General features: G+C 62.5%; 13 protein-coding genes. 7 read left to right on the top strand and 6 right to left on the bottom strand.

Annotated features, from left to right (window positions below):
- The first annotated feature begins 39 nt into the window (after positions 1–39).
- Entirely contained in the window at positions 40–1,557 is a 1,518-nt protein-coding gene (locus RGV59_RS00540; RefSeq protein WP_017849481.1) for a CoA-acylating methylmalonate-semialdehyde dehydrogenase, read from the top strand.
- A 15-nt stretch (positions 1,558–1,572) separates the two neighbouring features.
- Complete coding sequence (gene mmsB / locus RGV59_RS00535) at positions 1,573–2,460, top strand: 3-hydroxyisobutyrate dehydrogenase (RefSeq protein WP_017849480.1); 888 nt, start codon at positions 1,573–1,575, stop codon at positions 2,458–2,460.
- Between the two features lie 50 nt (positions 2,461–2,510).
- Here the strand turns inward: mmsB and RGV59_RS00530 are convergent, their stop codons facing one another.
- Positions 2,511–2,855, bottom strand: a complete 345-nt coding sequence (locus RGV59_RS00530) for a cupin domain-containing protein (RefSeq protein ID WP_010566207.1) — start codon at positions 2,853–2,855, stop codon at positions 2,511–2,513.
- Positions 2,856–3,239: 384 nt separating this feature from the next.
- Here RGV59_RS00530 and kynB point away from each other — a divergent pair, with 384 nt between their 5' ends.
- Both kynB and kynA read left to right on the top strand, forming a co-directional pair.
- Entirely contained in the window at positions 3,240–3,890 is a 651-nt protein-coding gene (gene kynB / locus RGV59_RS00525) for an arylformamidase (protein ID WP_104904462.1), read from the top strand.
- Positions 3,887–4,759 carry a tryptophan 2,3-dioxygenase gene (gene kynA, locus RGV59_RS00520; RefSeq protein ID WP_017849477.1) on the top strand — a complete coding sequence of 291 codons (873 nt, stop codon included), beginning with the start codon at positions 3,887–3,889 and terminating at the stop codon, positions 4,757–4,759. Before kynB ends, kynA begins: the two co-directional genes overlap by 4 nt.
- 144 nt (positions 4,760–4,903) lie before the next feature.
- Here kynA and RGV59_RS00515 read toward each other — a convergent pair whose 3' ends face one another.
- From RGV59_RS00515 to antA, 4 genes are all read right to left on the bottom strand, one after another.
- Positions 4,904–6,304: an amino acid permease gene (locus RGV59_RS00515; protein WP_046488225.1), complete on the bottom strand. Its 1,401-nt coding sequence runs from the start codon at positions 6,302–6,304 to the stop codon at positions 4,904–4,906.
- Positions 6,305–6,377: 73 nt separating this feature from the next.
- On the bottom strand, positions 6,378–7,385 hold the full coding sequence (gene antC, locus RGV59_RS00510) for an anthranilate 1,2-dioxygenase electron transfer component AntC (protein ID WP_126586678.1): 1,008 nt from the start codon (positions 7,383–7,385) through the stop codon (positions 6,378–6,380).
- Positions 7,386–7,536: 151 nt separating this feature from the next.
- Entirely contained in the window at positions 7,537–8,028 is a 492-nt protein-coding gene (gene antB / locus RGV59_RS00505; RefSeq protein WP_017849473.1) for an anthranilate 1,2-dioxygenase small subunit, read from the bottom strand.
- Positions 8,028–9,419: an anthranilate 1,2-dioxygenase large subunit gene (antA, locus tag RGV59_RS00500; RefSeq protein WP_126586676.1), complete on the bottom strand. Its 1,392-nt coding sequence runs from the start codon at positions 9,417–9,419 to the stop codon at positions 8,028–8,030. The genes antB and antA overlap by 1 nt, the downstream gene beginning before the upstream one ends.
- A 312-nt stretch (positions 9,420–9,731) precedes the next feature.
- On the opposite strand from antA, the gene RGV59_RS00495 reads away from it, so the two are divergent.
- Complete coding sequence (locus RGV59_RS00495) at positions 9,732–10,724, top strand: AraC family transcriptional regulator (RefSeq protein ID WP_046382074.1); 993 nt, start codon at positions 9,732–9,734, stop codon at positions 10,722–10,724.
- Between the two features lie 133 nt (positions 10,725–10,857).
- Here RGV59_RS00495 and RGV59_RS00490 read toward each other — a convergent pair whose 3' ends face one another.
- Positions 10,858–11,733, bottom strand: coding sequence for a LysR family transcriptional regulator (locus RGV59_RS00490; protein WP_046488219.1), 876 nt, complete (start codon positions 11,731–11,733; stop codon positions 10,858–10,860).
- A gap of 114 nt (positions 11,734–11,847) precedes the next feature.
- On the opposite strand from RGV59_RS00490, the gene RGV59_RS00485 reads away from it, so the two are divergent.
- Positions 11,848–12,975, top strand: a complete 1,128-nt coding sequence (locus tag RGV59_RS00485) for a muconate cycloisomerase family protein (protein ID WP_126586674.1) — start codon at positions 11,848–11,850, stop codon at positions 12,973–12,975.
- A 12-nt stretch (positions 12,976–12,987) separates the two neighbouring features.
- A complete protein-coding gene (gene catC, locus RGV59_RS00480; protein WP_017849468.1) occupies positions 12,988–13,278 on the top strand; it encodes a muconolactone Delta-isomerase in 291 nt (96 codons plus the stop codon).
- Positions 13,279–13,281: the final 3 nt, after the last annotated feature.

Genomic DNA, 13,281 nt, shown 5'->3' with positions numbered 1-13,281 from the left:
GCCTTGGTTCTCTGCCTATAAATACAAATTGGAGACCACATGAACGCATCTGCCGATATTTCCGTGCAACAGGTCAAGTTGTTGATCAACGGTGAATGGGTCGAGTCCAAGACCACCCACTGGCAAGACATCGTCAACCCGGCGACCCAGCAAGTGCTGGCCAAAGTCCCGTTTGCCACCGCTGAAGAAGTCAACGCTGCCATCGACGCCGCCCATCGCGCCTTCCAGACCTGGAAGCTGACCCCGATCGGCGCACGCATGCGTATCATGCTCAAGCTGCAAGCCTTGATCCGCGAGCACTCCAAGCGCATCGCCGTGGTCCTCAGCGCCGAGCAGGGCAAGACCATTGCCGATGCCGAGGGCGATATCTTCCGTGGCCTGGAAGTGGTGGAGCACGCCTGCTCCATCGGCACCCTGCAAATGGGCGAGTTCGCTGAAAACGTCGCCGGTGGTGTCGATACCTACACCCTGCGCCAACCCATCGGCGTGTGCGCCGGGATTACTCCGTTCAACTTCCCGGCGATGATTCCGCTGTGGATGTTCCCGATGGCGATTGCCTGCGGTAACACCTTCGTCCTCAAGCCTTCCGAGCAAGACCCGCTGTCCACGATGCTGCTGGTGGAGCTGGCGCTGGAAGCCGGTGTGCCGGCCGGCGTGCTCAACGTGGTACACGGCGGCAAGGACGTGGTGGATGCGCTCTGCACACATAAAGACATCAAGGCAGTGTCGTTCGTCGGTTCGACCGCCGTGGGCACCCATGTGTACGACCTGGCCGGCAAACACGGCAAGCGCGTGCAATCGATGATGGGCGCCAAGAACCATGCGGTGGTGTTGCCGGATGCCAACCGCGAACACACCCTCAACGCCCTGGTCGGTGCCGGTTTCGGCGCGGCGGGCCAGCGTTGCATGGCCACTTCGGTGGTGGTGCTGGTGGGCGCTTCCAAGCAATGGCTGCCCGATCTGAAGGCGTTGGCGCAGAAGCTCAAGGTCAATGCCGGCAGCGAAGCGGGCACGGATGTCGGCCCGGTGATTTCCAAGCGTGCCAAGGCGCGCATTCTGGAACTGATCGAAAGCGGCGTGAAAGAAGGCGCCAAGCTGGAGCTGGACGGGCGTGATGTCCAAGTGCCGGGCTTCGAGCAAGGCAACTTCGTCGGCCCGACGCTGTTCTCGGGCGTGACCACCGACATGCAGATCTACACCCAGGAAATCTTCGGCCCGGTGCTGGTGGTGCTGGAAGTCGACACCCTCGATGAGGCCATCGCGCTGGTCAACGCCAACCCGTTCGGCAACGGTACCGGCCTGTTCACCCAGAGCGGGGCGGCGGCGCGTAAGTTCCAGAGCGAAATCGACGTCGGCCAGGTCGGCATCAATATCCCGATCCCGGTGCCGGTGCCGTTCTTCAGCTTCACCGGTTCGCGCGGTTCCAAGCTCGGCGACCTCGGCCCGTATGGCAAGCAAGTGGTGCAGTTCTACACTCAGACCAAAACCGTCACCAGCCGCTGGTTCGATGACGACACGGTCAACGATGGCGTCAACACCACCATCAACCTGCGCTGATTCCGGGAGACGAGCATGAAGATTGCATTTATCGGCTTGGGCAACATGGGCGCGCCCATGGCCCGCAACCTGATCAAGGCCGGCCACGCGCTGAACCTGTTCGACCTGAACCAGGCGGTACTCAAGGAACTGGCCGAACTGGGCGGCAGCATCAGCGGTTCACCGCGCGATGCGGCCACCGGTGCCGAGTTGGTGATTACCATGCTGCCGGCCGCTGCCCATGTGCGCAGTGTCTGGCTGGGTGAAGACGGCGTTTTGGCCGGTATCGGCCAAGGCGTGCCGGCAGTGGATTGCAGCACCATCGACCCGCAGACCATCCGCGATGTCGCGGCGGCGGCAGCCAAGCAAGGCGTGGCCGTCGCCGATGCGCCGGTCTCCGGCGGCACTGGCGGCGCGCAAGCCGGGACGCTGACCTTCATGGTCGGCGCCAGCGCGGACTTGTTCGCCACCCTGCAACCGGTGCTGGCGCAGATGGGCCGCAACATTGTGCGTTGCGGCGACGTCGGTACCGGCCAGATCGCCAAGATCTGCAACAACCTGCTGCTGGGCATCAGCATGGTCGGCGTCAGCGAAGCGATGGCCCTGGGCGATGCGCTGGGCATCGACACCCAGGTGCTGGCTGGCATCATCAACAGCTCCACCGGGCGCTGCTGGAGTTCCGACACGTACAACCCGTGGCCGGGCGTGATCGAAACCGCGCCGTCATCGCGGGGTTATACCGGTGGTTTCGGTGCCGACCTGATGCTCAAGGACCTGGGGCTGGCCACCGAAGCTGCGCGCCAGGCGCACCAGCCGGTGATCCTCGGTGCTGTGGCCCAGCAGTTGTATCAATCGATGAGCCAGCGCGGGGAAGGGGGCAAGGACTTCTCGGCGATCATCAACAGCTACCGCAAGCCCAAATAGATACCGCCTGTGGCGAGGGCGCTTGCTCCCTCGCCACTATTTATTGCGGTTCAGGCAAACACAAAATACTTACGCACCGTCTCGACCACTTCCCACGTCCCCTTCATCCCCGGCTCCACCACAAAGATATCCCCCGCGCGCAAATGGATCGGCTCCAGGCCTTCTGGGGTGATCACGCAGTAGCCTTCCTGGAAATGGCAGTATTCCCACTTCACGTATTCCACGTACCACTTGCCCGGTGTGCAGATCCAGGTGCCCATGATCTTGCTGCCGTCTTCGCTGGTGTAGGCGTTGAGGTTGACGGTGTGCGGGTCGCCTTCGAGCTTTTCCCATTTGCAGGCATCCAGGACCGGCAAGGGGTGGGTGTCGCGCAGTACGGTGATGGGCTTGGACATGATGACTCCGAGGCAGGGAATGGAAAGATGCACCCTAAGGCCTTGGGCGTTGCGCCAGTGGTCTGAACTCGACATCGGGATGCCCAGAAGCGCAGGGACTGCGATTGTCCGGGAACCGCGAAGTTCATGTGGGAGGGGGCTTGCCCCCGATGGCTGCGGATCAGCTAGCACATGTGTCAACTGACACACTGCTATCGGGGGCAAGCCCCCTCCCACATTGACCCTCGGTGGCAGCTCCACTGTGGCTAGGCGACACTTTTGAGCGTAGATAAGCCGTTTCTTCGCATTAAGTGCGAAAGATTTCCCGCTTGTCGCAGGAATTCGCAAGAAAATTCACGACTGGCCCTCGTATCATTCACTTCAGTCACGACCGAGAGCCTTGATATGAACCCAATAAAAACGTGGTGGGACATCAGCCCGCCCTTGAGTACGGCGACCCCGACCTGGCCGGGGGATACGCCGTTCCAGGAAGAGCGCGTGTGGCAGTTCGGCCCGGAGTGCCCGGTGAATGTCGGGCGCGTTACCTTGTCGCCGCACACCGGCGCCCATGTCGATGCGCCGCTGCATTACAGCGCAGACGGCGCGCCGATCGGCGAGGTGTCGCTGGACGTGTACATGGGCCCGTGCCGCGTGTTGCATTGCCTGGACAGCGGCGCGCTGGTGCAGCCGCAGCAGTTGCAAGGGCGTGTGGATAACTTGCCGGAACGTGTGTTGCTGCGCACTTATCCACAGGCGCCGCTGACCGAATGGGATGCGAACTTCACCGCCATCGCTCCGCAGACCATCGAGCTGCTCGCCAGCCTGGGCGTGCGCCTGGTCGGTATCGACACGCCGTCCCTGGACCCGCAACAGTCCAAGACCATGGATTCTCACAACGCCGTGGCCCGCCATGGCATGGCGATACTCGAAGGCATCGTGCTCGATGACGTGCCGGAGGGCGACTATGAACTGATCGCGCTGCCGCTGCGGTTTGCCCACCTCGACGCCAGCCCTGTCCGCGCAATCCTGCGCCCGCTTGTGGAGCCCGCACGATGAGCCAATGTCCCTTCTCTCCAGACTATAAGCATGCCGATCAGCAACCGCCGGAAGAATGGCATAACGCCGAGTTGAATTTTTCCGAGTCCATGAGCTACGGCGACTACCTGGACCTGGGCAAAGTCCTCAGCGCCCAGCACCCGCTGTCGCCGGACCACAACGAGATGCTCTTTATCATCCAGCACCAGACCTCCGAGCTGTGGATGAAACTGATGCTCCACGAACTCAAGGCCGCCCGCGAACACCTGCGCCTGGGCGAGTTGCCGCCGGCGTTCAAGATGCTGGCGCGGGTCTCGCGGATCTTCGATCAACTGGTACACGCCTGGGCGGTGCTGGCGACCATGACCCCGTCGGAGTACAAGGCGATTCGCCCGTTCCTCGGCCAATCGTCCGGGTTCCAGTCGTTCCAGTACCGTGAGATTGAATTCATCCTCGGCAACAAAAGCCCGGCGCTGTTGCGGCCTCACGCCCATCGCCCGCAATTGTTGCAAGAACTGCAGGTGGCGATTGCCACGCCGTCGCTGTACGACGAGGCGATCAACCTGATGGTCAAGGCCGGCCTGACGATCGACCCGCAACGCGGCGAACGCGACCCGACGGCGGCGACGGTTCACGATGCCTCCGTGGAAGCGGCGTGGCGCGAGGTCTACCGCGACCCGAGCCGTTATTGGGACCTGTACCAGTTGGCCGAAAAGTTTATCGACCTGGAAGACTCCTTCCGCCAATGGCGCTTTCGCCATGTGACCACGGTGGAACGGATCATCGGCTTCCAGCCCGGCACCGGCGGCACCGAGGGCGTGGGTTACCTGCGCAAGATGCTCGACACGGTGCTGTTCCCCGAGCTGTGGCGAGTACGTTCCACGCTCTAAACAAAAAGCCCCGGATCACCGGGGCTTTTCATTTGGAATGCAACCAAAAATGTGGGAGGGGGCTTGCCCCCGATAGCGGTGTGACAGCCAACACATCCACTGACTGACACACCGCCATCGGGAGCAAGCTCCCTCCCACCTAGGTTATTGCGTCACTGCCACTTTCGCGTTTTTGATCCGCAAGCGGTAGGCAATGTAGATCACCCCCACCCAAACCGGCATCGCATACACCGAATCGCGAACGCCCGGAATCGCCAGCATCACGCTGATGATCATCAGCATGAACGCCAGGCACAGGTAGTTGCTGAACGGGAACCAGAAGGTCTTGAACGACGGCACCACGCCTTGCTCGGCCATGGCCTTGCGGAACTTGATGTGGGTCAGGCTGATCAGCGCCCAGTTGATCATCAGCGAGGCGACCACCAGCGCGAACAGCAACTCCAGCGCGCTGTGCGGCGCGACGTAGTTGACCACCACGCACAGCAGTGTCACCAGCGCCGAAATCGCCAGGGCCCGCAGCGGCACGCCTTGTTTGTTGAGTTTCATCAGCGCTTTCGGCGCGTCGCCTTGCTCGGCCAGGCCGAACAGCATGCGGCTGTTGCAGTACACGCCGCTGTTGTACACCGACAGCGCCGCGGTCAGCACCACGAAGTTGAGGATGTGCGCGGCGGTGTCGTTACCGATCAGCGAGAAGATCTGCACAAACGGGCTGCCGCTGTAGGCATCGCCCGACGCGCCGAGGGTTTGCAGCAGTTGATCCCACGGGTACAGCGAGAGCAGCACGGTCAGCGCGCCGACGTAGAAAATCAGGATGCGGTACACCACCTGGTTGATCGCTTTCGGGATCACTTTACGCGGCTCGCTGGCCTCGGCGGCGGTGATGCCCACCAGCTCCAGGCCACCGAACGAGAACATGATGAACGCCATGGACATTAACAACCCCATGCCGCCGTTGGGGAAGAAACCGCCGTGGCTCCACAGGTTGCTGATCGATGCTTGCGGGCCGCCGGTGCCGCTGAACAACAGGTAGCAGCCGAGCACGATCATGCCGACAATCGCCACCACCTTGATGATCGCGAACCAGAACTCGGTCTCACCGAAGAACTTCACGTTCAGGGTGTTGATCAGGTTCACCGCGACAAAGAACACCAGTGCGCTGACCCAGGTCGGAATCTCCGGCCACCAGAACTGGATGTACTTGCCCACGGCCGTCAGTTCGGCCATGCCCACCAGCACGTAGAGTACCCAGTAGTTCCAGCCCGCCAGGAAGCCCGCGTAACCGCCCCAGTATTTGTGGGCAAAGTGGCTGAACGAACCGGCTACCGGCTCTTCGACGATCATCTCGCCGAGCTGGCGCATGATCAGGAACGCGATAAAACCGGCAATCGCGTAGCCGAGGATCATCGACGGCCCCGCCGACTTGAGCACGCCGGCCGAGCCGAGGAACAGCCCCGTACCGATCGCGCCGCCCAAGGCAATCAGCTGAATATGCCGGTTCTTCAGGCCACGCTTGAGGCCTACCGGGTTAACCATGTCATCCGCCATTAACATTCCCTTCTACTTGTTTTTCTTGGGGTTGATTGCACGCCGCGCCCAACCCCTCAGAAGTGCTGAGGGGTCAGATATTACTCTGCGTGAACTTTTCGTAATACAACTGAACGCCATCAAGTGCCTGATCCACCAGCCATTGTTGGATGGATTCGACCATCGGAGGGGGCCCGCACACGTACATATCGGCCGAACTGTCCCGCCATTCGGCCAGGTCGAAATGCTCGGTGAGGTAGCCACGCTTGCCGGGCCATGCGGGCGGCGGGTCGCTCAGTACTTCGGTGTAGCGAAAATCCGCGAGCGTGGACGCGTAACCCTCGATGCGCGCCGCTTCGCACAGGTCCTCGGCGCCGCGCACGCCGTAGTACAGGTGGACCGGCCGTTCGCAGGTGTTGGCCGCCAGTTCATCGAGCATGCCCAGCAACGCCGACAACCCGGTGCCGCCGGCGACCAGCACCAGCGGTCGGCTGACATGGCGCAGGTAGAACGCACCCAGCGGCGCCTCCATCAGCAGCGGATCGCCGACCTGGCAACGTTCGCGCAGGTAGTTGCTCATCACCCCGTCGGGCAGCAGGCGGATCAGAAACCGCAGCTGATTGCCCGGCCGGTTGGCGAAGGAATATGCGCGCCAGCTGTCGGTGCCCGGAACCGCCAGGCGGGCGTATTGGCCCGGCAGAAAGTCCAGCGCCTGGTCCAGCTGCACTTGCAGGATCGCCGTGCCGGTCGAGACCTGCCGCACCTCGCTCACCGTGCCGCGCACCTGCACCGGCCCCGGTGCGTTGCACAGGCTGGAATCGAAGTCGAAGTAGAACGTCGCATCCGACTTCACCCGGGTCTGGCAACTGAGCATCTTGCGCTGTTGCAGGTCGCGGCTGGAGAGGGCGTCCTCGTCCACATAGTCCTGGCTGTATTCACCGCTCTCGCAGCGGCCCTGGCAGGTGCCGCACACGCCTTCGCGGCAATCCAGCGGAATCTTGATGCCATTGCGCAGGGCCGCATCCAGCAGGATTTCATGCGCGCCCACCGGGAAAAACAGCGTCTTGCCGTCGGCAAAACTGAAGGCCACTTTGTGATTCATCCCCAGTACTCCGTGGGTTCATGTGTGAACCCTTGTAGGAGCGAGCGTGCTCGCGAAAAACTCAAGGACGCCGCGTACATTCAGGATGCCCGCGTCATCGTTGACGTCCTTCGCGAGCAAGCTCGCTCCTACAAGGGGGCGTTCGCCAGCGTTACAGGTGATAGAAATCCAGCACCGAGTTGATGGTGTCGTTGAGCAACAACGCGTGCTTGCGGGTGATCAGCCAGCTGTCGCCATGCGGCTTGAGGCGATAGGTCGCGTGGCCGTAGAACTGCTCCGACGTGGCCAGGCGATAGAACAGCGTGTGCCAGTTCAAGCGCACCTCCAGTGTGCCGTCCGCCTGCTCGGCGATACGCACGTTGTGGATCAGGTGCAAGGTGCGCGGCATGGGCGTGGCCGACGCCGCCTTGCCAGTGCGCAGGCGGAACACGCGGTCTTCCAGGCCCGAGCGGTTGGCGTAATAGATCAGCGACATTTCGCGCTTGGGGTCGCGGGTGTAGACGTGTTCGGAGTCCCATTGCGGCAGGTGGAATTCGCTCTGCGGGTCGAACAGCTGCACGTAGGCGTCCCAGTCCTGGGCGTCGCACAGCTCGGATTTGCGATAGAAAAATTGCTCGATCCGGTACTGCAATGGCGCATTCATCATTCCACCTCCCGCAGCTTCAGCGCGCGTTGGTCGAGGCCGTTGAGCAGGAACTGCTGCCAGTTGCGGTGCTGGTTGACGTACAAGCCTTCGTGGGTGAATTCGGTGCCGGTCATGGCGGGCTGGATGCCGAGGGCTTCGCTGTCCGGCGTTGGCCCGGTGGCCCAGCGGTGGCTGCCGCGTGATATATCGCTCCAGCGCTCCAGGCGGCCCTGGAAACCGCGCTGGGCCTCGCGAAACTCCACCAGATCGTCCGGCGTGCCCATGCCCGAGACGTTGAAGAAGTCCTCGAACTGGCGGATGCGGTTTTCCCGGTCGGCGTCGGACTCGTGCTTCACCCCCAGGCACTGGCTGATGATCTCGGTCTTGTTCCACGCCAACGGGCGGATGATGCGCAACTGCGAGCTGATCTGGTCGAGGAAGAACAGGCTCGGGTAGATGTTCAGGTTGCGCAGGCGATGCATCATCCACTCGGCTTTTGGCTGGCCGTGTTCTGCCACCAGGCGCGGCATGATGGTGGCGTAGCCGGAGCGTACCGTGGGGTTGGGCATGTCGCTGAACAACAGGCTGTGGCCATTGTTGAAGGCGAACCAGCCGTCGTCGGTATCCGCGTCGCCGGCGCCGAGTTTGCTGTAGTCCAGCGTCGTGCCGGCCGCGGTGCCATTCGCGGTATTGACCTGCTGGCGGTGCTGCACCGTGGCCACGTAGTTGTAGTGGACAGTGCTGACGTGATAACCGTCCAGGCCGTTTTCGTTCTGCAGCTTCCAGTTGCCGTCGTAGGTGTAGGCGGACTTGCCCGGCAGCACCTCCAGCTCACCGGTGGCGGACTGGGCGACCATCATGTCGAAAAACACTTTGGCGTCGCCGAGGAAGTCTTCCAGGCTGTCGGTGCCGTTCACGTCCAGGCTGATGAACACAAAGCCTTTGTAGCTGTCGATGCGCGCCTTTTTCAGGCCGCGCGTGGCCTTGTCGAAACCTTCCGGGTATTCCCCCGGCGCCTTGACCTTCACCAGCCGGCCATCGCTCTTGTAGCACCAGGCGTGGAACGGGCAGGTGAAGGTCGACTGGTTGCCCTTGCCGACGCGGGTGAGGGTGGTGCCGCGATGCTGGCAGGCGTTGACCAGCGCGTTGAGCTGGCCGTCGCCGTCGCGGGTGATGATCATCGGCTGGCGCCCGGCGCGCATCGTCACGAAATCGTGGTTATTCGCCAGTTCGCTTTCGTGGCAGGCGTAGATCCAGTTCTTCTCGAAGATCAGTTCCATCTCCAGGTCGAACAGTTGCGGCTCGGTGAACATGTCGCGGGCGATGCGGAACACTTCATCGGCGGGGCGGAAATCCAGGCAGCTGTCGATGAAGCTTTTCCATTGCTCGACGCTTCTTGCACCACTCATGGGACGCACCTTTTGATAATGGCTGAACGGGTCAGCCATTAAGCGACTGCGCCGAGACGGCGGGCTATCCGCTTAATGGGCGAAGGCGGGCCGGATAGTTGGGCATGAAATACCCACGCCGGTGCAGGGCGGTGACGCAATGCGCTACTGTCATGCAGGGCGGTGCGCGCAGAAGTCGGTGGTTTATCCACATAGTCGAGCGTTGTTATCCACCCAGCAGCGAGACTGCCGCCGTGGCGCAGAACTTGCTGTCGATCTGTCACGACGCGCCGCCAGAGCGCGCAACCGCCTAACCGCCGTGGGTGCAGCCTGATGAGTAGCCATACACGCGATATCCGTATCGAACGCTTCGACCTGGAGGGCGCCCGCAGCTGGATGTCCGGCATCTGCGGGCCGCACCGCCTGGCGACGGCCACGCCCGAGCGCCTGCGTTTCCATCACAGCGCCAACGTGTTCAAGTCCCGCGCCACCACCCTGGGCGTGATCGAATACGGCACCGACGTGACCATCGACATCGAGGACGCCGAACACTTCAGCAGCTACAGCCTGAGCCTGCCTCTGGTAGGCGAGCAGGAGTTGAGCAAGAACGGCGAGCGCCTGAGTTCCAACCGCGATCAAGGCGTGATCATCTCGCCCAACGAGCACCAGGTGCTGGCGATTTCCGGCGATTGCCGCAAGTTGCAGGTGGTGATTACGCGGGCGGCGATGAGCGAGTCGCTGGAAGGGTTGCTGCAACGGCCGATCGAGGCGCCGCTGCGTTTCGAACCGGTGATGGATGCGGTGGACGGCGCCCCGGCCTCGTGGTGGCGCATGGCGCGTTATTTCATCGCAGAGCTTGCGCGCAGCAGCGAGTTGTACGAGCAGGCGGCGTTTACCCGCGACCTGGAAAGCTCGTTGATCAAGGGCCTGATCCTCGCCCAGCCGAATAATTATTCAGAGGAATTGCGCGACGTGCTTGGCGTGAAGCTGCCGCACTACTTGATCCGCGCCCGCCAGCACATTCACGACAACGCCCGCGAAGCGGTGCATCTGGAAGACCTGGAAGCCGCCGCCGGGGTCTCGCGGTTCAAGCTGTTCGATGCGTTTCGCAAATACTTCGCGCTGTCGCCGATGGCTTACCTGAAAAAGTATCGGCTGGGGGCGGTGCGCCAGGAGATCCTCGAACACGGCTCCACCCGCACCATCTCCGAGATTGCCCTGGGCTGGGGCTTCACCCACCTGGGGCGGTTCTCGGCGGAGTATCGCAAGCTGTTCGATGAGTCGCCGAGCCAAACTTTGCAGCGCAAGCGCCTGCGCACTGTCTAAAAAACACCGCAGATCAAATGTAGGAGGGGGCTTGCCCCCGATAGCGGTGTGACAGCCAACACATATACTGACTGACACACCGCCATCGGGGGCAAGCCCCCTCCTACATTAGATTTGCAGTGCCTGGGAGATTTCAGATCAGTTCTTCAACCAACTGCAAACAATGATTCAGCCCCGGCGACTGATCATTCACCCGCCGGCTGAGAATAATCGGCGAGGTCGCGGTGGCTTCCACCACCGGCGTGTAGGCGATGTCCGCGCGATGCAGCACCTGCACCGACGCCGGCACCAGCGTCACGCCCATGCCCGCGCCGACCAGGCCGATGGCGGTCTGCAACTCGTTGGTCCACTGCGCCACCTTGAGGCTCAAACCGTGGGCGTCGAACAGCGCGATCACATGGTCGGCATAACTGGGCCGCGGGTTGCCGGGGTACAGCACAAACGGCTCGGCGGCCAATTGGGCGAGGGTGGCGGGCGCGCCCAGCAAGGCGTGGCCGGCGGGCAACACCGCAACCAGACGGTCCTCGACCAGCACCCGCTGGACGATGGCCGGGTCATCGATGCGAATCCGCCCGAAGCCCACGTCGATCCGCCCGGCCTTGAGCGCTTCGACCTGCTGCAAGGTGGTCATTTCCGACAGCCCCAGTTCCAGTTCCAGCGCGTCGTGGTTGCGCAGCCGCCGAATCAGCTCGGGCAGCACGCCATACAAGGTCGACGGCGCAAAGCCGATGCCCAGCCAGGTCTTCTCGCCCTGGCCGATACGCCGGGTGGTGTCGCAGACCTTGCCCAACTGCTCCAGCAGCACAGTGGCGTGTTCATAGAAAAACCGCCCGGCCTCGGTCAGCCGCAGCGGTCGGCCGCGCTCGAGCAGTATTACGCCCAATTCATCCTCCAATTGCTGGATCTGCCGACTCAACGGCGGCTGGGCGATGTGCAGGCGTTCGGCGGCGCGGGTGAAGTTGAGGGTCTCGCCCAGCACCTGGAAATAGCGCAGATGTCGCAGTTCCATGACAGCTCCTTTGATACCTTGAAGGTATTGTGCGAGACCAATTCTATATTGGAAGCCAGGAAAAATGCGGCACAGAATCGGCTCAAATCTATAAAGAACCCAACGGGTATAGCCATGCCGATTTGTGCCATCGAGTCGATCGAAACCATCATCGTCGACCTCCCCACTATCCGCCCGCACAAGCTGGCGATGCACACGATGCAGAACCAGACCCTGGTGATCGTCCGCCTGCGTTGCGCCGACGGCATCGAAGGCCACGGCGAAGCCACCACCATCGGCGGCCTGAGCTACGGCAACGAAAGCCCCGACAGCATCAAGATCAACATCGACCGCCACTTCGCCCCGCTGCTGATCGGCCAGGACGCGAACAACATCAATGCCGCCATGTTGCGCCTGGCGCGCAGCATTCGCGGCAACACCTTCGCCAAGTCCGCCATCGAAAGCGCCTTGCTCGACGCGCTGGGCAAACGCCTGCACCTGCCGGTCAGCGAGCTGCTCGGCGGCCGTGTGCGCGATGCGTTGCCGGTGGCCTGGACCCTGGCCAGCGGCAACACCGAGCAGGACATTGCCGAAGCCGAGAAGATGCTCGACCTGCGCCGTCACCGCGTCTTCAAATTGAAGATCGGCGCCGGTGAGGTCAGTGCCGACCTGGCCCATGTGATCGCGATCAAAAAAGCCCTGGGCGAGCGCGCCAGCGTGCGCGTCGATGTCAACCAGGCCTGGGATGAAGCCGTCGCCCTGCGCGCCTGCAAGGTGCTCGGCGACAACGCTATCGACCTGATCGAACAGCCGATCTCGCGCAACAACCGCGGCGGCATGGCTCGGCTTCAGATGTCGAGCCCGGTGCCGATCATGGCCGACGAATCCATCGAATGTGTCGAGGACGCCTTCAACCTGGCCCGCGAAGGCGCGGCTTCGGTGTTCGCCCTCAAGATCGCCAAAAACGGCGGCCCGCGCGCGGTGTTGCGCACGGCCGCGATTGCCGAAGCGGCCGGGATCGGCCTGTACGGCGGCACCATGCTCGAAGGCGGCCTCGGCACCCTGGCCTCGGCCCATGCGTTTCTCACCCTGGACACACTGGCGTGGGGCACCGAGCTGTTCGGCCCGCTGCTGCTCACCGAAGACATCCTCACCGAGCCGCTGGTGTACCGCGATTTCCAGCTGCATGTCAGCACCGCACCGGGCCTGGGCCTGGCCATCGATGAGGAGCGCCTGGCGTTCTTCCGTCGTGACAACCACTAAGAGGCGCCTGCCATGTTGTTCCACGTAAAAATGAGCGTACACCTGCCCGTCGACATGAACCCCGAACGTGCCGCCAGCCTCAAGGCCGACGAAAAAGCCCTGGCGCAGCGCCTGCAGCAAGAGGGCAAATGGCGCCATCTGTGGCGCATCGCCGGGCTCTACGCCAACTACAGCGTGTTCGATGTCGACAGCGTGCAGGAACTGCACGACCTGCTGATGCAACTGCCGCTTTATCCCTACATGGCCATCGAAGTGAATGCGCTGTGCCGGCACCCGTCGTCGATCCACGCGGACGACCGCTGAGCC

Origin of the sequence: Pseudomonas sp. FG1 (assembly GCF_034313875.1) — a bacterium.
Lineage (GTDB): Bacteria > Pseudomonadota > Gammaproteobacteria > Pseudomonadales > Pseudomonadaceae > Aquipseudomonas > Aquipseudomonas veronii.
This window is presented reverse-complemented; position numbering and strand designations above follow the sequence as displayed.